Genomic DNA, 23,547 nt, shown 5'->3' on the forward strand with positions numbered 1-23,547 from the left:
TATGCCCTGCACCTGACTAAACTGGAGGCTGAATCCGGCATCAACACCCAGGAGGACCGCACCTGTGAAGGTCATTGGAACGCTCATGCCTGCCCGCATTGGGCTGCTCGCCGCTGGAGCGGCCGTAGTGGCGGCAGCGTCAGCGTGCACGGCACAGGCACCCGGTTCCGCACCACCCGCGACGGCACCTGCCTCCGCCGCTGCTGCGGCAACCAACACGGCGACTGCCACGGCGTCCGCGACCCCAACCGCCACTCCGAGCGCAACACCGGGCACATCAGCCACCGTGGGGGCGCTCGTCGCCGGCTTCCCGTCAAAGCTTCTTCCCGTGATGCCGGGGTCCAAGGTGGTGGCCAGCAGCTTCGACAAGTCGACAACTCCGGCCACCGCCGCACTGGTGGGTTCAACAGCGGCAAAGCCGGCCGCCGTCGTCGCCTATTACACCAAGGCCCTGGAGGCACAGGGCTTCAAGGCCGTTCCCGGCAACGTGGTGGGCGGCGTGGCGTCCAAGGACTTCGTGCGGGCGGGAAGCGAGACAGTCAACATCGCAGTTCCGGCAACCGGCGGAGTTTCCACCTTCACCATCGGCGCCAACGTGACGCCCGGGTCGGTCAAGTGATGGTGGCCGAGCAGCTTCGCGTGGAGCAGGCGGACTTTGTGGCCGCCGTAGCGGGAAAGCTCACAGACTTCCTGACCACCCGGCAGTCGATCATGACCGCGATCTCGCCGGACATCGATCCCATCATGGGGTCCATCTCCAATCTGGTCACCGGCGGAAAGCGACTTCGCGCCCTCATGTGCTACTGGGGATGGCGCGGAGCCGGCGGCCCTGCCTCCGCCCAGGACATCGTCACGGCAGGTGCGGCTCTTGAGCTGTTCCAGGCCGCCGCCCTGATCCACGACGACATCATCGACCGGTCGGACACCCGCCGGGGCGGGCCCAGCGTGCACCGCCGCTTCAGCCAGCTCCATGAGTCCCAGGGCTGGGCCCTCGACAGCGAACGTTTCGGCCACGCGGCTGCGATTCTGGCGGGCGACCTCTGCCTGTCCTTCAGCGAGGAAGCCTTCACCGACATCGGAGAAACGGCGGCCTCAGGAAGCAGGGCACGGCTGATCTTCAACCTGATGCGCTCGGAGGTCATGGCCGGGCAGTACCTGGACATCCTCGAAGAGGTGGCCGGGCCGGTGCGCGACCGCGCCGGGGCCGTCAGCCGCGCCCAGTCGATCATCCGCTTCAAGTCGGCCAAGTACTCGACGGAGCATCCGCTCGCCCTGGGCGGGGCGCTCGGCGGCGCCTCAGACGAACTGCTCCGGGGCTACTCCGCCTTCGCACTCCCCCTTGGCGAAGCTTTCCAGCTTCGCGACGACGTGCTGGGCGTCTTCGGCGACCCGGTCACCACCGGCAAACCCGCAGGAGACGATCTCCGGGAGGGCAAGCGGACCGTCCTCGTGGCCTTTGCGCTGGACATGGCCACTCCCGAGGAGTCCGCGTTCATCGACTCAAAGCTCGGCAGCCCCGAGCTGGGCGGGGACGACGTGGCCGAGATCCGCCGCATCATCGCAGACTGCGGGGCACTGCAGGCCACGGAAGTGCTGATCGGGGAGTTCGGTGATGCGGCATACGCGGCACTCGAGCTGCTGCCGCTGGAAGACCTCCCCAAGACCGCGCTGCGCCGGCTTGCTGAGGCGACAGTGAGCCGGGCCGCCTAATCGGCTGGCCCGGCCCGTTTGCCGCTGGGTTGGTTACCAGGCTGGGTTCTTATTACCAGGCGGTGTTACTTACCACGCCAGCAACTGTGCCCGGCGGCGGATTTCGGTCTTGCGGCCGTCGCGGAGCGCATCGATGGGGCGCCCGCGCAGTGAATCGTCAGGGGTGAAGAGCCACACGATGAGCTCCTCGTCTGAGAAGCCTGCGTCCGCCAGCACCACAATCGTGCCCTTGAGGCTGTCCACAACGTGGCCGTCCTGGATGAAGGCCGCGGGCACCGAACGGATCCGGCGTTCGCCGATCCGCAGGGCCGCCAGCGCCCGCTCGTCAAGGAGCCCGTGGACTTTGGTAATGGACACATCCAGCAACTGGGCGACGTCGGGCAAGGGCAGCCAGTCGCCTACGAGGGTTTCTACAGTACTCACGGGTCAAGGTTGCCACGGCGGGCGCCCGCAAGCCTAGTCGAAACAGCCCGCATGCGCGCACGCTCCGTTTTCGGGCGCGACACTCCCAGTCGGACGGATGTTCCGGCTCAAATCCAATTCTTGTGCTAACCGGGAAATCGTGAGAGATTCACATAGATAACATTCGCAACACAATTAACATCAGTAACATTGGTATCACGAGCAAACTGGCATGACCGACAGCATTCGCCGCTGAGAAGAGGATCTTTCCCATGACGACGACCCGCTCCACCAAGCAGCCACCCCGGCCGGGCCTGCCCCTGATCGCGGCCGCGACGGCCACGCTGCCTGCCGTCATGCTTTCCTCCCTTGCGGTCGCCCAGCCTGCCGCGGCCGATGCCCAGCCCAAAACCGTACCCGCGACCCTCGCCGCCGCCATCGAGGCCCAGGCAGCAGCAGTCAAAGCGGGCATCATCCCGGCGGCCTCCGTGCCGGCCGCGATCCCGGCGGGCTTTCAGCCCACCAGCGTCACCCCTATGGCCCACACTGTGGTCCGCGGGGACACCGTCAGCGGTATCGCCGGCCGGTACGGGCTGAGCACAACTGCCGTGCTTAAGCTCAACAACCTGAAGTCGAACTCCGTGATCTACCCCGGGCAGCGGATCAAGCTGAAGGCGGCCTCGGCTCCGGCCGCCCGGACCACAGCGGCGCCAGCCTCCACCGTTTCACGGACCTACACGGTCAAGGCCGGCGACACGCTGGGCGGCATCGCCGGGCGACACGGCGTCAGGCTCTCCCAGGTGCTCAGCTGGAACGGGCTGAAGGTGACATCGATCATTTACCCGGGCCAGAAGATCCGGCTGGGCACCGGCAGCGCTGTTGCGGCGGCCCCGGCCAAGGCGGCAGCACCGGCCGCCACCCGCTCAGCCTCCTACGTCATCAAGGCGGGCGACACGCTGTCCGGCATCGCAGCAAGGCACGGCGTCAGGCTCGCGGACATCCTGTCGGCGAACCGGCTGAAGGTCACCAGCGTCATCTACCCGGGCCAGAAGCTCGTCATTCCCGGGAAGGCCAGCGCCGTCCAGCCGGCATCCAGTGTCACGCCGCTCGTGCCCAGTTCCTTCCTCGGCTACACCTACCCGCCGGCCGTGGTCAGCTCGGCCAACAAGAACAAGGCCCTGCTCAACGCCTCGCCGGTTCCCTCGCTCGCCCAGATGCAGTCCATCGTGGCTGACACGGCGCGGCGGATGGGCGTCGATCCGGCACTGGCGCAGGCCTTCGCGTACCAGGAATCCGGGTTCAACCAGCGTGCGGTTTCGCCGGCCAACGCCATCGGCACCATGCAGGTCATCCCTTCCTCCGGCGAATGGGCATCCGACCTCGTGGGCCGCAAGCTGAACCTGCTTGACCCGTACGACAACGCCACCGCGGGAATCGCGATCATCCGCCAGCTGATCCGGACCAGCAAGAACCTGGACTACGCCATCGCCGGCTACTACCAGGGCCAGTACTCGGTCAACAAGCACGGCATGTACACCGACACCAAGCACTACGTCGCAGCCATCAAGGCACACCGCAAGACCTTCAGCTGAGCTCTTCAGCTGAGCTCCCGGCCGGGATACCGGCCGCTGTGGAGCATAACGATACGGGTCCGGATCGCATGTTGATTCGGACCCGTTTCGGTGCAGCACTTAGTATCGAAGAGTGCAGGAAAACGCTTTAGGCAGTCTCGTCGGGTCGCTGGTGGACAACCGCTACCGGGTGAAGTCCAGGTTGGCCCGGGGCGGGATGTCCACCGTCTACGTGGCCACGGACCAGCGGCTGGACCGTGATGTCGCCCTGAAAGTCCTGCATCCGCACCTGGTCAACGACGGCAATTTCCTCGACCGGCTGGCGCGGGAGGCACGGGCAGCCGCGAAACTTTCACACCCCCATGTGGTGGGCGTCCTCGACCAGGGGCACGACGGAGACACCGCCTACCTCGTGATGGAGTACATCAAAGGGCATACCCTCCGCGATGTCATCAACAGCAAGGGCGCCTTGTCCCCCCGGCTCGCCCTGGCACTCATCGATCCGGTGGTGGAAGGCCTGGGGGCTGCCCATGCCGCCGGCCTGATCCACCGCGACGTCAAGCCGGAGAACGTACTGATCGCCGACGACGGCAGGATCAAGATCGGCGACTTCGGCCTTGCGCGGGCCGTGACGACGTCAACCAGCACAGGGGCCCTGATCGGCACTGTCGCATACCTCTCCCCCGAGCTGGTCCTCGGCAAGCCGGCCGACGCGCGGAGCGACATCTACTCCACCGGCATCATGCTGTTCGAGATGCTCACGGGCCGCCAGCCTTTCGACGGCGAAGTCCCCATCCAGGTGGCCTACCAGCACGTGAACTCCGCCGTGGGTGTTCCCTCCGGCCTGGTTCCGGGCCTCGCCGGGGAAGTAGACGAACTAGTGCAGTGGTGCACCGCCAGCGACCCCGAGCAGCGGCCGGTGGACGGCAATGCCCTGCTTACCGAACTCCGCCACATCCGGACCAACCTCACCGACGCCGAACTGGATCTGCAGCCCCCGGCAGCGGTTCAGGCGGCCGCGGCGGCAGGATCGGCTCCCGACGCCGGTCCGCGCGGCATGAGCGCGCCACCGGCCCCCGCCCGGATGCCGTCCCGCATGCCGGGAAACCCTCCCGGTCAGGAAGACCAGGCAAGCCACACTGAGCTGCTGGCTCCCATTCACGGCGATAATGCCGGCCCGGCACGCCCCACCGAAGTCATTTCGCGCACCAGCAACCCGACCACAGTGTTTTCCGCGCCCGCCGCATCGAACCCCGCCTCATCAAACCCCAGGCCGGTCCTCCCGCCCTACGGGTTCGACGACGACGACGGGGAGGCTGCCCCGCTCCCCCTGAGCAAGCGGGAGCAGCGGAAGCTGGACCGCCACGAGCAGAGGGAACAGTCCCGCGCAGCAGCCACTCCCGTCCGCACGCTCCGGGAAGGGAATCCCCGGCGCAGGGGCGCGCTCTGGATTGTGGTCCTGGTGATCCTCGCGCTGCTGGCCACGGGGGCGGGGTGGTTCTTCGGGATGGGACCGGGTTCCCCCGGCACCGTGCCGGCCGTGGCGAACAGGACCGTGGCGGAGGCGCAGCAGCTGCTCCGGGACGCAGGTTTCCAGTCCAGCACCCGGGACGTGTTCGACGACGACGTCAAGGCCGGGCTCGTGGTGGGATCGGAGCCCGACGCCGGTACAGAAATCCGCAAATTCCAGCAGGTCTCGCTGTTCGTGTCCAAGGGACCGCAGCTGTTTCCCCTGCCGCAACTGACCGGCAAGACGCTCGATGCGTCCAAGGAGGCACTTAACGGCGCCGGGATGGCGCTGGGCAAGGTCACCGAAAAGTTCGATGAGGAAGTGCCGGCCGGCACGGTGCTTGGCCAGGCTCCGGCGTCGGGAACGCCCGTAAGGCATGGCACACCGGTGAGCCTCACCGTCTCGAAAGGCCCGCAGCCCATCCCGGTGCCGGACGTGCGGGGGCAGGACCAGGACGTGGCCTTCCGCGCCATCGAAGCGGCCGGCCTGAAGGCCGTGTTCGCCGACGAAACGGTGCACGACAAGGACGTTCCGAAGGGCGCCGTGGTCAGCCAGGAGCCTGCTTCGGGAACCCTGACCAGGGGCCAAACCGTCACGCTGACGATTTCCGAGGGCCCCAAGCTCGTGAAGGTGCCCAACTACATCGGCAAGCAGGTCCGCGAGGCCCGCGAAGCCCTCGAGAAGCGCGGGTTCCAGGTCCGCGTCAATGAAATCCTCGGCGGTTTCTTCGGCACAGTCCGGGATCAGGATCCCGTGGACACCGAGGTGCCCGAAGGCTCCGTCGTCACCCTCACCGTGGTGTAGCCGGGACGACAACAAAAAGACCGGCGCCGGGGGAATCCCCGGCGCCGGTCTTTGCTCAGTCAGGTGGGCAGCCGCCCGGTTTACCTGCGGGTGAGCGCGCCGGCCACGAGGAACGCCATCTCCAGCGACTGCATGTGGTTCAGGCGGGGGTCGCAGACCGACTCGTACCGGTCAAGGAAGGCTTCCTGGTCGATGGGGTCGGCGCCGCCGAGGCACTCGGCCACGTCGTCCCCGGTCATCTCGACGTGCAGGCCGCCCGGAACGGTTCCCAGGCTGTGGTGCACTTCGAAGAACCCGCGCACCTCGTCAATGACGTCGTCGAAATTCCGGGTCTTGTAGCCGTTGGGGGAGGTGACGGTGTTGCCGTGCATCGGGTCCGTGACCCACAGGACCTGGGCACCGGACGCGGTGACCTTCTCCACGAGCGACGGGAGCTTCTCGCGGATGTTGCCGGCACCCATGCGGGTGATGAAGGTGAGCCGGCCGGGCTCGCGGTTGGGATCCAGCTTGTCGATGAGGCGCAGGGCGTCGTCGCCGGACGTGGACGGGCCCAGCTTGACGCCAATCGGGTTGCGGACCCGGGACAGGTAGTCCACGTGGGCGTGGTCCAGCTCGCGGGTACGCTCGCCGATCCACAGGAAGTGGCCGGAGGTGCCGTAAGGCAGGCCGGTGCGGGAGTCGATGCGGGTCAGGGCACGCTCATAGTCGAGCAGCAGGGCCTCGTGGCTGGCAAAGAACTCAACCCGTTTGAGGGCCTCGAAGTCGGCGCCGCAGGACGCCATGAACTTAATGGCGCGGTCGATGTCGCGCGCAAGGGACTCGTAGCGGGCGTGCGCCGGGTTCTCGGTGAAGCCCTTGTTCCAGGTGTGGACCAGGCGGAGATCCGCAAAGCCGCCCTGTGTAAAGGCGCGGATGAGGTTCAGCGTGGAAGCGGAGGTGTGGTAGGCGCGCAGCATGCGGCTGGCGTCGTGGGCGCGCGACTCCGGGGTGAAGTCGTAGCCGTTGACGATGTCGCCGCGGTAGGCCGGCAGCGTCACGCCGTCACGGGTTTCGTCGTTTGAGGAGCGCGGCTTGGCGAACTGGCCGGCCATGCGGCCCATCTTGATGACGGGCATCGCTGCACCGTAGGTGAGGACCACCGCCATCTGCAGGATCGTCTTCACACGTGCGCTGATCTTGTCCGCCGTGGCACCCTCAAAGGTCTCGGCGCAGTCTCCGCCCTGCAGGAGGAAGGCTTTGCCCTGGGCTGCCGCGGCGAGACGCTCGCGCAGGATGTCCACTTCGCCCGCGAAAACGAGCGGCGGGAGGGCCGACAGCTCTTTGACGGATGCGTTGAAGACTTCGGAGTCCTGCCAGCTGGGCTGCTGCGAGATGGGAAGGTCCCGCCAGTTGTCGAGTCCCGGATAGTTGGCAGCACCGCTCTGTGAAGTGCTGGTCAGGGAAGAGGCAGGTTTTGCAGATAGCTCAGTCACACTACTAAGAGTAGATGGCCGGACGGGCTTGGGGACACCCGGACTGTCATCCGCCCGGCGGCGCCGTCACAGATGCGGACCGGCACGGGCGCCTAGGCTGACCGGGACGAACCGGCCTCCCCCGGATCTTCGCCCGACTTTCCCGCCAGCCTGAGCTTGACCACCGAGGCGTACTCGTCAACGTATTCCTGCCCGGAGAGCCGCATGAGCTCGTACATGACCTCGTCCGTGACGGACCGCTGGATCAGCCGGTCGTCGGCCAGGCCCGCATACCTGCTGAAGTCCAGCGGCTTGCCGAAGATCATGCCGATGCGGCGGATGTTCGGCAGCCGCTTCCCGATGGGCTGGACCTTGTCCGTTCCGATCATCGCCACCGGGATGACCGGAACGCCGGCCTGGAGCGCCAGCCGCGCCACCCCCACCTTTCCGCGGTACAGCCGCGAGTCGGGGCTGCGCGTGCCCTCCGGGTAGATGCCCAGCAGCCCGCCGTGGGTCAGCACGTCCATGCCCGCCTCGAGTGAGGCTGCCGAGGCCGCTCCGCCGGATCGGTCCATGGGGAGCTGGTTGGTCAGCCGGAAGAACATTGCGGTCAGCCGGCCCTTGAGCCCGGTGCCCGTGAAGTACTCGGATTTGGCAAGGAAAATGACGGGCCGCGGCACCATCAGCGGCATGAAGATCGAGTCCGAAAATGACAGGTGGTTGGAGGCAATAATCGCTGCCCCCTCGGATGGAATGTTGTCCAGCCCCTTGACCCACGGCCGGAAAAGTGTGCGGACCACCGGCCCCAGGAAGATCCGCTTCATCACCCAATAGAACACGTGTCTTACCTCTCCGGAAGGCTGTCGCCGGGGCGTTCACGGGGCCCGGCGGCACTGCAATGCAACCCTACTCTAGTGAGAATTGTCCGGAACAGTGACACGATGGTTTCATGACAGAAAGCAGCGACCGCCCAAGGCCCGCCGCTTTCAGCTACGCGGGACACGGAGCCAACGCGCGGATCGGAATCGCGATCTCGCACGGCTTTACCGGCAGCCCGCTCAGCATCCTGCCGTGGGCCGAATACCTGGCCGCGCAGGGCTTCGCCGTCACTGTTCCGCTGCTCCCAGGGCACGGGACCAGCTGGCAGGATCTTGCCAGGACAGGCTGGCGGGAGTGGCACGGCGCCTTCGAACGGGCCTATCTGGACCTCGCCGCCAGGACCGAGGAATGCTATGTGGCCGGCCTCTCGATGGGCGGTGCCATCGCCCTGCTCACCGCATCCCGCCACACCGTGGCGGGCGTCGCCGTCGTCAACCCCGGCCTCAGCTTCTATGACCGGCGCGTCCGGGTCATCGGCTTGCTGAAGTACATCCAAAGAACCACCGTCCCCATACCGGAGGACAGTCCGACGGCGGCGGCAACCGACGACGGCGATTACTCCCTGACGCCGTTGGCGGCGGTTCACCAGTTGAAACGGCTGTTCGCTGCCGCCACCCGCGGACTGCCGCGGATCACCGCCCCGGTGCTGGTCTTCAAGTCGGACAATGACGCGGTGGTGCCCCCGAGCTCGCTCAGCCTGATCCGGAAGCGCCTCACCTCGGCGGCCCTCGACGTGGTGCCGCTTCGGAACAGCGGCCATGTGGCTACGCTGGACACGGACGCCCAGGAAATTTTCGAGTCCTCCGCAAGGTTCTTCCAGCTGCATTCCCGAAGCCACATACCGTCGGAGAAGTCATGACCGCAGTTCCCGATCACAGCCCGTTCAGCAGCGCCTTCACGGGCGAGGGACCCTCCATCGGCATCGCCCTCTCCCATGGGTTCACCGGGAGCCCGCACAGCCTGCGTTCGTGGGCCCAGTCCTTTGCCGATGCCGGCTTTGCCGTCCGGATGCCCCTGCTGCCGGGCCACGGCACCAGCTGGCAGGAGCTGTCCCGCAGCCGCTGGCAGCACTGGCACGGCGCGATGGACGCCGCGTACCTGGAGCTCGAGTCCGAATGCGACCTCGTTTTCGCCGCCGGCCTGTCGATGGGCGGCGCCCTGGCACTGCGCCTCGCCGCGACCCGGCCCGTGGCCGGAGCCATCGTGGTCAACCCCGGGCTTGTCATCGATGACCGCCGGGCCCCGCTGGCCGGGATCCTCAAGCTGGTCCTCAAGAGCACCCCGGCCATCGCCAACGACATCCGGAAGCAGGGTGTCGACGAGGGCGCATACTCGCGGACCCCGGTCGCAGCGGCCCACGAGCTGAATAAGATGTTCAAGGACACGGTCCGGCTGCTGCCGCGCATCACGGCGCCGGTGCGCGTGTTCCGCTCCACGGTGGACCATGTTGTGTCGGATTCCAGCATCATGGCCCTGCAGCGCGGGCTTACCCACGCCCCGCTGCAACTCACCCGGCTCGACAACAGTTACCACGTGGCCACACTGGACCACGACGCCGACCAGATCTTCAGCGGCTCTGTGGACTTCATCCGCTCCGTAGTGGCGGGCATCCGCCAGGGGTCCGCCGACTCCGCGACAGCCAGCCAGAAGGGCGCCACCGATGAATAGGCACGATTCGAATTCATCCGATCCGAGTGCCAACCAGGACGACGCCGTCTGGCTTGACCTGGTGGCCAGGCTCACGGCCGACGACACGCCGGTCCCGGATGCAGAAGGCGTCCCAAACGTCCCCGGCGAATCCACCGGGCCCGGTTCGCCGCGCCATCACGGCGGCCCCCGGCACAGCGCGGCTGCGAGCGACGACGCTGCCGGCGGCGCGGACCCTGCACCGGCATCAGGTTCCGCCGGCGCAGCAGGCCCTGCCCCGGCGGAACAGGCGGACGCCGGTTCCGGGACGGCAGGCGCTGCAAGGCACTTCACCGACTTCGATCCCCTGGGCCTGGCGCCCCGTGCGCCCCGCGAGCTGTCCGCCGCCGAGCGGCAGCAGGCTGCTGAGCAGGCCAAGGCCGCCGAGCGCGAAAAGGCTGCCCGGTCCGGGCAGGCCGAGGTTCCGGCCGGGGCCGGGGATCCGCGCGCCTACAGCATCGAGGACGACGACGGCGAGTTCGTCCCGGAGGAGCCGCCCAAGCTTTCAGCGACGGACCCGCTGACGATGCTGGCGTGGCTGGGCGCCGTGGGTGCTCCGGTTGCCCTGGTCCTGTCGTCCATGTTCTGGCGCTCTGCGCCGCTCCTGGCAATCCTGGGCATGGTGGTCATCTTCATCGCGGCCGTGGTGTATCTGATTATGAAGCTGCCGCAGGAGAAGGACGAGAACGACGACGGTGCCCGGGTCTGACGCTTCAGTCAGCGGTGCGTGCGGCTGCTGGCGCGGGAGAGGTCGGCAGCGCCGATCAGGCCGGCGTTGGGCCCCAGGGCGGCCAGGTCGATTGCCGCGGCCGGACGGAATCCGCGGCCCGTGAGGTTGCGGGCGAACGCCTTGCGCGCCGGGGCCACCAGCAGTTCGCCGGCCGCGCAAAGCCCGCCGCCGATCACGAACTTCCCCGGATCGAGGGCTGCGGCAAGGTTCGCCAGCCCCAGCCCAAGCCAGTCCCCGACGTCCTCGAGGAGCTCCCGGGAGGCGGCGTCGCCGGCGATGGCCAGCTCGGTCACCGTGGCTCCGGTGATGCGCTCCGCGCTTCCGTCCACGGCCTTGAGAAGTTCCTGCGCCACCGGTGAGTTCGCCAGGGCCAGTTCCCGGGCCTCGCGGCCAAGGGCGTTGCCTGAGGCGTACTGTTCCCAGCAGCCGCGGTTGCCGCATTCGCACCGGTGTCCGCCCGGCATGATGATCTGGTGGCCGAACTCCCCTGCCACGCCGAACCTGCCGCGCTCAACGCGTCCATCCATGACCATGGCTCCGCCGATGCCGGTGCCGAGGGTGATGCAGACCAGCCGGTCCTGCCCCTGCCCGGCACCAAAGCGCCACTCTGCCCAGGCAGCGGCATCGGCGTCGTTAACCAGCATGACGGGACGGCGGAGCAGGTGCTGCAGGTTTTCGCGCAGCGGTTCGTTCCGCCAGGCGAGGTGCGGACTGAACAGCACCGTACCGCCGTCGAGATCCATCCAGCCGGCGGCGCCAATGCCCACCGATCTGATCCGGGCACCGGCGCTCAGTTCCTCGACAAGTTCCACGATGACGCGCTCCACTGCTCGCGGATCGCTTCCCGGCGTGGAGCGCCGGGCCTCGCGCAGGATGTGGCCCTCGGCGTCCACCACGCCCGCGGCAACTTTCGTGCCGCCTATGTCGATGCCGATGGCAAGACCCCGGCGGCCCAGCCGCAGCTGCTGCCGGAACAAGCGGTGCCCAGCCAACTGTCCGCCGTATCCCGTTACCGCGCGCCGTGACGTCGAATGCCGTGCCCCTGCCTGCCGTAACGCTCCGCGCCTGGACGCCCACCCTCCGGCCAGGCCACTCCGGCTTGAGTCAAGGGGCGGGACTGGCTGCTCGCTGGGCGGGGAGGGCTGCATAGTCCCCCATTCTAGGTGCCGCCGCGGAGCCTCCTCACGACTGCGACAGACGTGCGACACGCGCCCCGGACTGGCGGCATGCGCCACTCCGCCGTAAAGTTACTGACGGGTAACCTAGGCCACCCGGTCTCCGGCGGGTGACGTACTAAGGTTAGGACTACCCGCTGCGGCCAACGGATATCAAAGGAGCTAACGTGCGCGAATTCAGCGTTCCGCCCTTGGCGAACGTCCCCCTGGACAGCAACATCACGGACTTCGTACTGCGCCAGGCAGCGAAGGCCTCCAACCCTGCCCTCTTTTCGCGCCTCGACTCCGCCGGCCATTGGCAGGACATCCGGGCCAAAGAATTCCTGGCCGACGTGTCCGTCCTCGCCAAGGGGCTCATCGCCAGCGGCATCGGTGCAGGCGACCGCGTGGGCATCATGTCCCGCACCCGGTACGAATGGGCACTCATCGACTTCGCCATCTGGTTCGCGGGTGGCGTTTCCGTTCCCATCTACGAAACGTCATCGCCCTCCCAGGTCGCCTGGAACCTGGGCGACTCCGGCGCCGTCGCCGCATTCGGCGAATCGGACCACCATGAAACCATCATCCGGCAGGCGGCTGTCACGGAGGGCCTCACGGCGCTGGCCCACGTGTGGCAGCTGGAGGGGGACGGCCTCGACACCGTGCGAGCAGCCGGCGCCGCAGTCAGTGATGAGGAACTCGACGCACGGCGCCGCACCGCCGGGCTCCGCGACCTTGCCACCATCATCTACACCTCGGGCACTACCGGCCGGCCCAAGGGCTGCGAACTCACGCACGGGAACTTCGTGGAACTGTCCGAGAACGCCCTGGCCACCTCACTGGGCGGCGTAGTCAACGAGCAGTCCCGGACCATCATGTTCCTGCCGCTGGCGCATGTCTTCGCGCGCTTCATCTCGGTCCTGGCCGTGGCCGCCGGCGTCACCGTGGCGCACACCCCCGACATCAAGCACCTGCTGCCCGATCTGCAGAGCTACAAACCGACGTTCATCCTGGCCGTTCCGCGCGTATTCGAAAAGGTCTACAACTCTGCGCTTACCAAGGCAGAGGACGGCGGCAAGGGCGCCATCTTCCACAAGGCCGCCGAGACTGCCATCGCCTACTCCCGGGCACGGCAGGCAGGCGGGGCCGGCCTGGGCCTAAAGCTCAGGCACGCGATCTTCGACAAGCTCGTCTACGGCAAGCTCCGCGCCGCCATGGGCGGCGAAGTGGCCCACGCCGTGTCCGGCGGCGGCCCGCTCGGCGAGCGTCTGGGCCACTTCTTCCAGGGCATCGGCCTGCAGATCCTGGAAGGCTACGGCCTCACCGAAACCACGGCACCCGTCAGCGTCAACACGCCGGAGCGGATCAAGATCGGCACGGTCGGCGCCCCGATTCCCGGCAACAGCGTCCGGATTGCCGACGACGGCGAGATCCTCGTCAAGGGCGCCTGCGTCATGCGCGGGTACTACCAGCGCCCCGACCTGACCGAGGAGTCGTTCGCTGACGGCTGGTTCCGCACCGGCGATATTGGCCAACTCGATGACGACGGCTACCTGCTGATTACCGGCCGGAAAAAGGAAATCATCGTCACGGCCGGCGGCAAGAACGTGGTTCCCGCACTGCTCGAGGACCAGATCCGGGCTGATGCGCTCGTATCACAGGTACTGGTCGTGGGTGATAACCGCCCGTTTATCGGCGCCCTCGTGACTCTCGATGAGGAAGCCCTGCCGGGCTGGCTGCAGCGCCACGGCCTGCCCGCGGACACATCCCTGGGCGACGCCGCCGGCAACGCGGAGGTCAAGGCCGCCGTGCAGGAGCTCATCAACCAAGCCAACCAGTCGGTCTCACAGGCGGAGGCCATCAAGTCCTTCCGGATCGTGCCGAGCGACTTCACCGAAGCCTCGGGCCACCTGACCCCGTCCATGAAGGTCAAGCGCGCCCAGGTCATGAAGGACTTCGAAGGCGTGATCGACGAAATGTACAAGTCACCGAAGCCGTCCCGCGCCTAGCCGGGCTGGATCCACGCCCGAGTTTTTGTCCACTTGTCGCGACTTCCGGGGCCTCCAGGGGCCAAAGTGGACAAAAAATCCCGACGGCGGGGCCTTAGGTCTGCTGCAGCTCGTCCACCACCAGCGCGGCCAGCTCCACGGCGGCGGCGCGGGTGGCCGGCTTCAGCTGGCCGAGGCGGATCTGCGAGCCTTCCGCCAGGTGCCGGTCGTGCGGAATCCGCACCACGTTTTTGACCCGGGACAGGAAGTGCTGCTCGATTTCGTCGATGTTGACCAGGGTGCGGTCACCGGCGGCCATGTTGATGACCACTGTTGCCTTGGCCACGAGGTCCTGGCGGCCGTGGGCTTCAAGCCAGGACAGCGTTTCGGATGCGAGCCGGGCCTCGTCCACGCTGCCGCCGGAGACCAGGACCACGGCGTCGGCCTTTTCCAAGGTGCCCTTCATGACCGAGTGCACCATGCCGGTACCCGAGTCGGTGAGCACGATCGAGTAGTACCGGCCCAGGATGTCGGTGACGGCGCGGTAGTCGGCGTCGTCGAAGGCGTGGGCAACCATGGGATCGGTGTCCGAGGCGAGCACATCGAGGCGCGAACCGTCCCGCGCCGTGTAATTGGACAGCTGTGCGAACGAGTCCACCGTGAACCTGTCCCTCACCAACTGGCGGGCGGTGAAATCAGCCTTGCCCGGCGAACGATCCGAAAGGGTGCCCCGGTCCGGATTCGCATCCATCGCGATGACCCGGTCCTCGCGCAGCTCCGCCAGCACCATGCCGAGCAGCGTGGTAACGGTGGTCTTGCCCACTCCGCCCTTGCGCGAGAGCACCGGCACGTACCGGGTCCGCTCCCCCAGGCGCATGGCGATGCGGTGCTCCATGGCCCGCTGGATGCGGACCTGGTCCGAATCACCCAGGTTCACGTAGCCGAGGGTCGCCTGATAGAGCCAGCGGCGCCAGCCTGCGACCGGAGCGGCCGAGGCCCTGGTCAGGAGCCGGTCGGCGGTCAGGGCGGCAGCCGGCTCAGGTCCCTCGATTTTTTCCCGGCGGCCGGGGAGATCCTTCGCTTCTTCAGAAGGAGGCTCTGCGCCCGGCGCGCCGGGGCTGGCAGGCTCTGCTGCTTCTGCATTAGATACCACTGTGCCGGCACGGTCTGTGCCGGCCGCCGTGCTGTCCGCCGCGGCTGGGCCGCTCGCCTCGCCGGGGGCGGTGCCGGGTCCTGCGGTCACCACGGGCATGGCCGCCGTCGCCATGCCCGGCTGCACCACGCCATTGACTGCGGAGAGCGAGCCGGCGGAGGTGCGGTCCTGGGCGTCTGACACAGTCACCACGCTGATGTCCCCCGTCGGCGCCGTGCCGGCGGCATCTGACGGAGACAAGTCCGCGGCGTCCACCGGAGACACGTCCGCAACGTCGGAGGGGGATGCGTCCGCGGCGTCCGCCGGAGACACGTCCGCAACGTCGGAGGGGGATGCGTCCGCGGCGTCCACCGGAGACACGTCCGCAACGTCGGAGGGGGATGCGTCCGCGGCGTCCGCCGGAGACACGCCGCCGGGACCGGTTCCGGCCTCCTCCGCAACGTCGGCGACGCTGTGCTCGGAGATCGAGGGGCTCCGGTCGGGGCGCGGGCCGGGCTTGGGCGTATTGGTCTGCGTCATGGCTTCCGCTCTGTCTTGTACTGGCCGCCGGTCGGGTTCCGGCTGCCGGTGTGGTTCGGAAATGGCTGTGGGGGCGGCTTGGCGCCGTCCCCACAACCTTTTTCTGTTTTCCACCCTACCTGCAGGGCAGCCACCGGCCACCCCGCGGACAGATCAGCGGTAACTACCGCCGTTTATTCAACAACGATCAGCAGGTCGCCACCCTGGACCTGTTCCACAGCGGAAATGGCCAGCCGCGTCACCTTGCCGCCCACCGGCGTCGTGATGGAAGCCTCCATCTTCATCGCCTCGATGGTGGCAATGGTGTCGCCCGCATTGACGGTGTCGCCCGCCTTGACGGTGACCGTCACGGCGCCCGCGAAGGGAGCGGCAACGTGGCCCGGGACGGACGGGTCAGCCTTCTCGGCCGTCTTCACGTTGCTGACGACGGACTTGTCGCGCACCGAGACCGGGCGGGACTGACCGTTCAGCGTGCACATGACCGTGCGCATGCCCTTCTCGTCAGGCTCTGACACGGCTTCCAGGGACGCGATGAGGCGCACACCCTTTTCGAGCTGGATCACGTGCTCCTCGCCGCGCTGCAGGCCGTAGAGGTAGTCACGGGTGTCCAGGACCGAGACGTTGCCGTACGTCTCCCTGCTCTTGAGGTAATCCTTGGTGGGACCGGCGAAGAGCAGCCGGTTCAGCGTCTGCTGGCGGGTCTTCGAGTCGCCTCGGAGGGCTGCGCTGTCCTCGGCGGACAGCTCGGCGTCGCGCACCTTGATGGCCCGGCCCTGGAGGGCCTTCGTGCGGAACGGTTCCGGCCAGCCTCCCGGAGGATCGCCCAGCTCACCGGACAGGAACCCGATGACAGAGTCCGGGATGTCGTAGTTCTGCGGGTTCTCCTCGAAGTCGGCCGGGTCTGCGTTCAGGCCCACGAGGTGCAGGGCGAGGTCGCCCACCACCTTCGACGACGGCGTCACCTTGACCAGATGGCCCAGGATCCGGTCGGCGGCGGTGTACATGTCTTCGATCGCTTCGAAGCGCTCGCCCAGTCCAAGCGCGATGGCCTGCTGGCGGAGGTTGGACAGCTGCCCACCAGGGATTTCGTGCTGGTAGACGCGGCCGGTCGGGCCCGGCAGGCCCGACTCGAAGGGTGCATAGACCCTGCGCACGGCCTCCCAGTACGGCTCGAGGGAGCTGACGGCGGCCAGGCTGAGGCCGGTGTCACGTTCCGTGTGGGCCAGGGCGGCAACCAGGGCCGACGCCGACGGCTGGCTCGTGGTGCCGGCCAGGGATGCCGAGGCGACGTCCACGGCGTCCACGCCTGCATCGACTGCCGCGAGCAGCGTGGCGAGCTGGCCGCCGGCCGTGTCGTGGGTGTGCAGGTGGACCGGGAGGTCGAAACGGTCCCGCAGTGCCGAGACCAGCTTCGCGGCGGCTGCCGGACGGAGCAGGCCCGCCATGTCCTTGATGGCGAGGATGTGGGCGCCCGCTTCGACGATCTTGTCCGCCAGGCCCAGGTAGTAGTCCAGCGTGTAGAGCTTCTCCTCCGGGTCCAGCATGTCGCCCGTGTAGCACAGTGCCACCTCGGCGACGGCGGTGCCGGTGGCCCGGACGGCGCGGATGGCAGGCGCCATCTGGCTGACGTCGTTCAGCGCATCGAAGATGCGGAAGATGTCGATGCCGGTGGCCGCTGCCTCGTTGACGAAGGCCTCGGTCACCTCCTCCGGGTACGGGGTGTAGCCCACGGTGTTGCGGCCGCGGAGCAGCATCTGCAGGCAGACGTTCGGCAGGGCCTTGCGCAGCGCGGCAAGCCGGTCCCAGGGGTCCTCGCCGAGGAAGCGCAGGGCAACGTCGTAGGTGGCGCCGCCCCAGGCCTCGACCGAAAGGAGTTCGGGCAGGAGGGTGGAGACGGCGGGTGCGGCGGCGAGCAGGTCCCTGGTGCGGACGCGGGTGGCCAGCAGGGACTGGTGGGCGTCGCGGAACGTGGTGTCGGTGACGGCGACGGCGTTCTGCTCGCGCAGGGCCTTGGCGAAGCCCTCCGGGCCGAGTTCCAGCAGCCGCTGGCGGGAGCCGGGGCGCGCCTCGGCGCCGGCGACGGCGGGGAGCTTGTCCGCGGGGTCGGTGCGGACCGGCAGTTCGCCGTTGGGCTTGTTCACGGTGACCTCGGCGAGCCACGTCAGCAGCTTGGTGCCGCGGTCGGCAGAGACGCGGGCCTTCAGCAGTTCGGGCCGCTCGTCGATGAAGGAGGTGGCCACGTTGCCGGCGATGAAGTCGGCGTCGTCAAGGACGGCCTGCAGGAAGGAGATGTTGGTGGAGACACCGCGGATACGGAACTCGGCCAGCGCGCGGCGGGCCCTGGCGACAGCGGTGGGGTAGTCCCGGCCGCGGCAGGTGAGCTTTACCAGCATGGAGTCGAAGTGCGGGCTGATCTCGGCACCCGAGTAGACGGTGCCGCCGTCAAGCCTTACACCGGCGCCGCCGGCGGAGCGGTAACCGGTGATCTTTCCGACGTCGGGCCGGAAACCGTTGGCCGGGTCCTCGGTGGTGATGCGGCTCTGCAGCGCGGCGCCCCGCAGGAAGACGGTCTCCTGGGAAAGGCCCAGGTCGGCCAGGGTCTCGCCGGCGGCGATGCGCATCTGCGCCTGGACGAGGTCGACGTCGGTGACCTCTTCCGTGACGGTGTGCTCCACCTGGATGCGGGGGTTCATTTCAATGAAGACGTGCTGGCCGGCGCGTTCGCCCACGGTGTCCACGAGGAACTCGACCGTTCCGGCGTTGACGTAGTTCAGGGCCTTGGCGAACTTCACGGCGTCCCGGTACAGGGCCTGGCGGATGCCTTCGTCCAGGTTCGGGGCCGGGGCGATCTCGATGACCTTCTGGTGGCGGCGCTGGATGGAACAGTCACGCTCGAAGAGGTGCATGACGTTGCCCTCGGCGTCGGCCAGGATCTGGACCTCGATGTGGCGCGGGCGGAGCACGGCCTGTTCGAGGAACATGGTGGGGTCGCCGAAGGCTGCGTCGGCCTCGCGCATGGCGGACTGCAGCGCCTCGGGCAGGGCCTCGCGGGTGTCGACGCGGCGCATGCCGCGCCCGCCGCCGCCGGCTACGGCCTTGGCGAAGATGGGAAAACCGATTTCATCCGCAGCAGCGATCAGTTCGTCAAGGTCCTTCGACGGCGCGCTGGACTTCAGCACGGGGACGCCGGCTTTGCGGGCGGCCTCCAGTGCGGCCACCTTGTTGCCGGCCAGTTCCAGGACCTCCGCGGGCGGGCCCACGAAGGTGATGCCCGCGGCCTTGGCTGCATTTGCCAGGTCCGGGTTCTCGGAGAGGAAGCCGTAGCCGGGGTAGATGGCGTCCGCACCGGACTCCTTCGCAACCCGCACCACCTCGTCAACGTCCAGGTAGGCGCGGACGGGGTGTCCCTCTTCGCCAATCAGATACGCCTCATCGGCCTTCTGGCGGTGGATCGAGTTACGGTCCTCGTTGGGGAACACGGCGACTGTCTTGGCGCCCAGTTCGTAGCCAGCGCGGAAAGCACGGATTGCGATTTCTCCGCGGTTGGCCACCAGAATCTTGGAAAACATACTTCTCCTGCATCATTGCGGGTGGATCGGTGAGTGGTCACAGTGTGTAAGACGGGCCGGACGAAACACAAATCATTGTGTCTACCATCACAGAATTATCCGTCATGTCCGGGCCATATTCACCGTCGTCCCGTATTTAGTGCAGTTCTTTAGCCACCCCTTGCTCCGGCGGCACTGCCGCTATTGCTTCTTTTGAACGACGACGCCGGACCGGCCGGCGGGGAAGGCATGCCCGGATCCCGATAAGAAGGGATTCCGGCCGAGGTCAACATATGATGAATGGGGCGGCGGAAGCCTGCCCCTGTTCCTGCGGCACCATCCGGCAGCACCGGAACGGAACGTACCCCAACACGGCAACCGGCGTTAGGTATTGGTTTATCAAGTGCAAGTAGTCAGCATCAGCAGCCTCAAGGGCGGTGTCGGCAAGACATCCGTTACAACCGGACTGGCGTCTGCGGCACTGGCCGCAGGCATCCCAACCCTCGTAGTTGACCTCGATCCCCATGCCGACGCCACCACCGCCCTCGGGGTGCAGCCCAGCGACAAGCTGGACATCGGCAGGATGCTGAAGAATCCGCGCAAGGCCAACATCGCCGGGAACGTGGTGCCCAGCGGCTGGATCAGCCGGGTGGCCGTCAACGGTTCCGGCCCCGCGGTGCTCGATGTCGCCGTCGGGTCCGCCTACACGGGCATCTACGACCGGCCCGACCTCGGAAAGCGCGATCTGCGCAGGCTGTCCGCGGTGCTCGCCGGCACGAATAGCTACGAACTCATCCTGGTGGACTGCCCGCCGTCCCTGAACGGCCTCACCCGCATGGCCTGGTCCGCGAGCACCAAGGTGGCCCTGGTGGCCGAACCCGGGCTCTTCTCCGTGGCCGGGACCGAACGGACCATGCGGGCCATCCAGCTGTTCAGGCAGGAATTCGCGCCGAACCTCTCCCCCGCCGGCATTGTGGCCAACCGGGTGCGCTCCGGTTCCTCCGAGCACGCGTTCCGGCTCGCCGAGATGCAGGCGATGTTCGGGGACCTCCTGCTGGCCCCGCACATCCCGGAGCAGGCCAACTGGCAACAGATCCAGGGTGCGGCGCATTCCGTCCACCACTGGCCCGGCGACTCCGCCAAGGCCGCGGCCGGGCTTTACGACACGCTGCTGGAAAACCTGATGGCCACCACCAAGACCAGCCGCAGCCGGGTAGCCCGCTAACAGCTTGCTGGTCCACCGGAACGCATGAAGGCCGCCTCCTTGACGGGAGGCGGCCTTTTGTCTGGGTCTGCTAGCCGATCTTGCGCGCTGCGCGGCGCTTGCTGAGTTCGTCGTCCGGGAAAGTCTGTTCGCCGGCGTGCTCGCTGGGCAGCGAGGCGAGGCTTCCCTCGACTTCGCGCCACACGCGGCCGACGGCGATGCCGAATACGCCCTGGCCGCCCTGGACAAGATCGATGACCTCGTCCGCGGACGTGCATTCGTAAACGCTGGCGCCGTCGCTCATGAGGGTGATCTGGGCAAGGTCCTCGACGCCCCGTTCACGGAGGTGCTCCACGGCGCTGCGGATCTGCTGCAGCGATACGCCGGTGTCCAGCAGGCGCTTGACCACCTTCAGCACCAGGATGTCGCGGAAACCGTAAAGCCGCTGCGACCCGGAGCCTGCTGCGCCGCGGACTGCAGGCTCCACCAGGCCGGTGCGGGCCCAGTAGTCGAGCTGCCGGTAGGTGATGCCGGCAGCCTTGCAGGCGGTGGGCCCGCGGTAGCCGGCGTCCTCGTCCAGAACCGGGAGATCCTCAGTGAAGAGAAGGCCCTGAGCACCGCTCGCGGGCACGGCAACGCCGGCCGTCGAGGGTTGCTTCAGCTCGCCTGCTTCGCCTTTCGGACTCACGTGGATCCTCCTTGTCATGAGCTCCCCTGAGGAAGTTGCCGCAACAGCTGCTACGCGCATGAAGTCCGGATGAAATTCATGCTTGTAATTCGGCCGGAGTAGCACTTTCCAGTGTGACTTGCGCCGCTGTCGTATGCAATGGGAACTTGGTACCTTCGACGTTAGGCCTGCCACGGCCCAAGGTCAAAGACGTTCGCATGATTAGTGGGGCGTGTCGAAAGTTTCAGCCTTAACTTTAACCTTAACGTGACCTTAGCCGTCGAAATCCTCGGGCTCGACGTCGTCCAGGAACTCCCGGAACCGGCGCAGCTCACGCTCTTCCTCCACGGTGGGGCCGGGCTCCGTGTCCTCGCCCTCGTCATGCTCGGTGATGCGCACGCCGGCCTCGTCCATGACGGAGTCGGCGCACCAGATCCGGCATTTGGCCCGCAGTGCGATGGCCAGGGCGTCCGATGCCCTGGAGCTCACCGTGGCCCCGTTGTCGAACTGGAGCTGGCCGTAGAAGATGTTGTCCTCCACGGCCACGATGTTCACGCTGACCACGGAATGGCCAAGGGTCTCCACGACGTCAACCAGGAGGTCGTGCGTCATGGGACGCGGCGGCACCACGCCCTGCTGCGCCAGCGCGATGGCGCTTGCCTCAGGAGTTCCGATCCAGATGGGAACGTGCCTTTCCCCGTGCATCTCGCGGAGCAGAACCAGGGGCTGGTTGGAGGGCAGTTCAATGCGGACGCCCACAATCTCGACTTCGATCATCAGATTTCCATCCGCGAGATACGGTCCTGGACAAGCGCCCGGTGCAGGGTGAGGCAAAGGTCGCTGATTTCCCGGGCGGCTTCCGCCGCGCGGGCCTGTGACGCAGCGTCCCTGCGCGAGGTGAGGGTGGCTACGGCGCGTTCAACGAGTCCGAACTCGCGCTCCGCGGCCGCCTGGAAGGGGCGGAGGTGCCGGGGCTCCAGGCCGTGGCTCTCCAGCTGGACGCAGGCGCGGGCCACCTGGAGTGCGTGCTCGTCGAACTTGCCGTCGGTGTGCCCGATGAGGCCGAAGCTGAGCAGGGACTGCAGCAGCGGCACGCTGGCACCCGACTCCGCGCGCAGCTGCTCCTCGCTGAGCCTGCGTGCCTTGTTCTGCAGTTCCGCGGCCAGTTCGTCCGAGACGATCCGCGGGGAGACGGTAACCCCGGGCGGAAGGTTCTCGGGCCGCTCGCCCCGGTCGATGGCGTCAAGGTAGTCCTTGATGACCTTCAGCGGCAGGTACTGGTCGCGCTGCAGCGACAGGACGAAGCGCAGCCGTTCGACATCGCTGTCCGAGTACTGCCGGTAGCCCGCGGGTGTACGCCGCGGGTTGATGAGCCCTTTTTCCTCAAGGAACCTGATTTTCGACGCCGTCATGCTCGGAAAGTCATCGCTCAGCTGAGCGAGCACTTCCCCGATGTTCAGGACCAGCGGTCCCCGGCGCTCCGGTTGTGCCATTGCCACAGGCAGCCGCTCCGAATCAGACGCGTCCTGCTGCGCGGGCAGGGCTCAGGTAGAAGGTGAGGCGGAACTTGCCAATCTGGACTTCGTTTCCGGACCTCAGTTCCACGCTGTCCACGCGGTCATGGTTGACGTAGGTGCCGTTCAGGCTTCCGGTGTCCACCACCTCGAAGCTCCGCGGCGTGCGGCGGAACTCAACGTGGCGGCGGGAGACCGTCACGTCGTCGAGGAAGATATCAGCGTCCGGGTGCCGCCCGGCCGTGGTGACATCGGAGTCAAGGAGGAAGCGGGCACCCGAGTTCGGCCCGCTGTGGGCCACGAGCAGCGCGGAGCCGGCAGGCAGTGCCTCAACGGCCGAGCGTTCCTCCGGAGAGAGCTTGGGTACGATCGTGGGCTCTTCACGAACCGGAGTGAGGTTGATCGAGGTGGTTTCCGAGGCCCTGCCCGCACCTGTGCCGTAATCGCCGTGGGTGTGGTTCTGTTCGCCGCCAACCATGGATTCCTCCTCCTTCGTTGCAGATGTCCCCCTGCAATCAACGCGTACCGTCCGGAACTGCCTGGCAGCCCCGGTATACCGCCCGCCGTCCGGCCCTTGGACTCCATTGCTGGACTCCTGTGGCCGGGCAGCGGGACCGGTTAGCTTTAGCCTACCTGTTGTTCGTACTCCGATGCACTGAGCAGGGAATCCACTGCATCAGGTTCGGCTAGCTTGACCTCGATGAGCCAGCCGTCGCCGTAGGGATCGGAGTTGATGAGTGCGGAATCGGTGTCCAGTGCCTCGTTGCGGGCCACGATCTCGCCGGAGACAGGCGCGTAAATATCGGAGACGCTCTTGGTGGATTCCACCTCACCCACGACGTCGTTTGCCTTAACAGTGGTGCCAACTTCGGGCATCTGGGCGTAGACGACATCCCCGAGGGCGTCCTGGGCGAAGTCAGTGATCCCCACGCGGACCACACCATCGGCGTTCGGTGCTGTCACCCATTCGTGTTCGGCGGTGTAGGACAGATCAGAGGGAATGTTGCTCATCAGGGGCCTTTCATCGGGTCAATCACCAATGTCAACGGAGGCGCAG

Annotated in this window: 20 protein-coding genes; 9 read left to right on the top strand and 11 right to left on the bottom strand. The window is 67.2% G+C overall.

The features are described from left to right. Nucleotides 1-64 precede the first annotated feature (64 nt). Both ACFTSA_RS18960 and ACFTSA_RS18965 read left to right on the top strand, forming a co-directional pair. Complete coding sequence (locus ACFTSA_RS18960) at nt 65-619, top strand: hypothetical protein (protein ID WP_377953241.1); 555 nt, start codon at nt 65-67, stop codon at nt 617-619. After that, complete coding sequence (locus ACFTSA_RS18965) at nt 616-1,710, top strand: polyprenyl synthetase family protein (protein ID WP_377953242.1); 1,095 nt, start codon at nt 616-618, stop codon at nt 1,708-1,710. The genes ACFTSA_RS18960 and ACFTSA_RS18965 overlap by 4 nt, the downstream gene beginning before the upstream one ends. Nucleotides 1,711-1,779: 69 nt before the next feature. Here the strand turns inward: ACFTSA_RS18965 and ACFTSA_RS18970 are convergent, their stop codons facing one another. Beyond that, nucleotides 1,780-2,133, bottom strand: a complete 354-nt coding sequence (locus ACFTSA_RS18970; RefSeq protein ID WP_331573537.1) for an Rv2175c family DNA-binding protein — start codon at nt 2,131-2,133, stop codon at nt 1,780-1,782. A gap of 251 nt (nt 2,134-2,384) precedes the next feature. Here ACFTSA_RS18970 and ACFTSA_RS18975 point away from each other — a divergent pair, with 251 nt between their 5' ends. Then, the gene (locus ACFTSA_RS18975) at nt 2,385-3,704 is read left to right on the top strand and encodes a LysM peptidoglycan-binding domain-containing protein (protein ID WP_377953244.1); all 1,320 of its coding nucleotides are present in this window, start codon (nt 2,385-2,387) and stop codon (nt 3,702-3,704) included. A 112-nt stretch (nt 3,705-3,816) separates the two neighbouring features. After that, nucleotides 3,817-5,997, top strand: a complete 2,181-nt coding sequence (locus ACFTSA_RS18980; protein ID WP_377953245.1) for a PASTA domain-containing protein — start codon at nt 3,817-3,819, stop codon at nt 5,995-5,997. Between the two features lie 80 nt (nt 5,998-6,077). On the opposite strand, the gene ACFTSA_RS18985 is transcribed toward ACFTSA_RS18980, so the two are convergent. Continuing rightward, on the bottom strand, nt 6,078-7,469 hold the full coding sequence (locus ACFTSA_RS18985; protein ID WP_331573543.1) for a class II 3-deoxy-7-phosphoheptulonate synthase: 1,392 nt from the start codon (nt 7,467-7,469) through the stop codon (nt 6,078-6,080). A gap of 92 nt (nt 7,470-7,561) precedes the next feature. Next, nucleotides 7,562-8,287 (bottom strand): lysophospholipid acyltransferase family protein, encoded by a 726-nt coding sequence (locus tag ACFTSA_RS18990; RefSeq protein ID WP_377953247.1) that lies wholly within the window; start codon nt 8,285-8,287, stop codon nt 7,562-7,564. A gap of 110 nt (nt 8,288-8,397) precedes the next feature. On the opposite strand from ACFTSA_RS18990, the gene ACFTSA_RS18995 reads away from it, so the two are divergent. Genes ACFTSA_RS18995 through ACFTSA_RS19005 form a run of 3 tightly spaced genes read left to right on the top strand, consistent with a single transcriptional unit; the run spans nt 8,398 to nt 10,722 of the window. Further along, nucleotides 8,398-9,186, top strand: a complete 789-nt coding sequence (locus ACFTSA_RS18995) for an alpha/beta hydrolase (protein ID WP_377953248.1) — start codon at nt 8,398-8,400, stop codon at nt 9,184-9,186. After that, a complete protein-coding gene (locus ACFTSA_RS19000; RefSeq protein ID WP_377953249.1) occupies nt 9,183-9,995 on the top strand; it encodes an alpha/beta hydrolase in 813 nt (270 codons plus the stop codon). The genes ACFTSA_RS18995 and ACFTSA_RS19000 overlap by 4 nt, the downstream gene beginning before the upstream one ends. Beyond that, nucleotides 9,988-10,722 carry a hypothetical protein gene (locus ACFTSA_RS19005; RefSeq protein WP_377953250.1) on the top strand — a complete coding sequence of 245 codons (735 nt, stop codon included), beginning with the start codon at nt 9,988-9,990 and terminating at the stop codon, nt 10,720-10,722. Before ACFTSA_RS19000 ends, ACFTSA_RS19005 begins: the two co-directional genes overlap by 8 nt. 8 nt (nt 10,723-10,730) lie before the next feature. On the opposite strand, the gene ACFTSA_RS19010 is transcribed toward ACFTSA_RS19005, so the two are convergent. Beyond that, nucleotides 10,731-11,891, bottom strand: a complete 1,161-nt coding sequence (locus ACFTSA_RS19010; RefSeq protein ID WP_377953252.1) for an ROK family glucokinase — start codon at nt 11,889-11,891, stop codon at nt 10,731-10,733. Nucleotides 11,892-12,085: 194 nt separating this feature from the next. Here ACFTSA_RS19010 and ACFTSA_RS19015 point away from each other — a divergent pair, with 194 nt between their 5' ends. Then, nucleotides 12,086-13,906, top strand: coding sequence for an AMP-dependent synthetase/ligase (locus ACFTSA_RS19015; protein WP_377953253.1), 1,821 nt, complete (start codon nt 12,086-12,088; stop codon nt 13,904-13,906). A 94-nt stretch (nt 13,907-14,000) separates the two neighbouring features. On the opposite strand, the gene ACFTSA_RS19020 is transcribed toward ACFTSA_RS19015, so the two are convergent. Together ACFTSA_RS19020 and ACFTSA_RS19025 are read right to left on the bottom strand one after the other, a co-directional pair. Then, nucleotides 14,001-15,557 carry a hypothetical protein gene (locus ACFTSA_RS19020; protein WP_377953254.1) on the bottom strand — a complete coding sequence of 519 codons (1,557 nt, stop codon included), beginning with the start codon at nt 15,555-15,557 and terminating at the stop codon, nt 14,001-14,003. 173 nt (nt 15,558-15,730) lie between these two features. Then, complete coding sequence (locus ACFTSA_RS19025) at nt 15,731-19,126, bottom strand: pyruvate carboxylase (RefSeq protein WP_377953255.1); 3,396 nt, start codon at nt 19,124-19,126, stop codon at nt 15,731-15,733. Between the two features lie 382 nt (nt 19,127-19,508). On the opposite strand from ACFTSA_RS19025, the gene ACFTSA_RS19030 reads away from it, so the two are divergent. Further along, a complete protein-coding gene (locus ACFTSA_RS19030; protein ID WP_377953256.1) occupies nt 19,509-20,330 on the top strand; it encodes a ParA family protein in 822 nt (273 codons plus the stop codon). Between the two features lie 70 nt (nt 20,331-20,400). On the opposite strand, the gene ACFTSA_RS19035 is transcribed toward ACFTSA_RS19030, so the two are convergent. The 5 genes from ACFTSA_RS19035 to gcvH form a co-directional block, all read right to left on the bottom strand. Then, complete coding sequence (locus ACFTSA_RS19035; protein ID WP_003801807.1) at nt 20,401-20,997, bottom strand: MerR family transcriptional regulator; 597 nt, start codon at nt 20,995-20,997, stop codon at nt 20,401-20,403. Between the two features lie 252 nt (nt 20,998-21,249). Then, entirely contained in the window at nt 21,250-21,753 is a 504-nt protein-coding gene (locus ACFTSA_RS19040; RefSeq protein WP_076798054.1) for a bifunctional nuclease family protein, read from the bottom strand. Continuing rightward, nucleotides 21,753-22,469, bottom strand: coding sequence for a MerR family transcriptional regulator (locus tag ACFTSA_RS19045; RefSeq protein ID WP_043418625.1), 717 nt, complete (start codon nt 22,467-22,469; stop codon nt 21,753-21,755). The genes ACFTSA_RS19040 and ACFTSA_RS19045 overlap by 1 nt, the downstream gene beginning before the upstream one ends. 22 nt (nt 22,470-22,491) lie before the next feature. Further along, nucleotides 22,492-22,968: an FHA domain-containing protein gene (locus ACFTSA_RS19050; protein WP_377953257.1), complete on the bottom strand. Its 477-nt coding sequence runs from the start codon at nt 22,966-22,968 to the stop codon at nt 22,492-22,494. 146 nt (nt 22,969-23,114) lie between these two features. After that, nucleotides 23,115-23,501, bottom strand: coding sequence for a glycine cleavage system protein GcvH (gene gcvH / locus ACFTSA_RS19055; protein ID WP_377953258.1), 387 nt, complete (start codon nt 23,499-23,501; stop codon nt 23,115-23,117). Nucleotides 23,502-23,547 lie beyond the last annotated feature (46 nt).

This window comes from Arthrobacter sp. NPDC057013 (genome assembly GCF_042674585.1).
Lineage (GTDB): Bacteria > Actinomycetota > Actinomycetes > Actinomycetales > Micrococcaceae > Arthrobacter.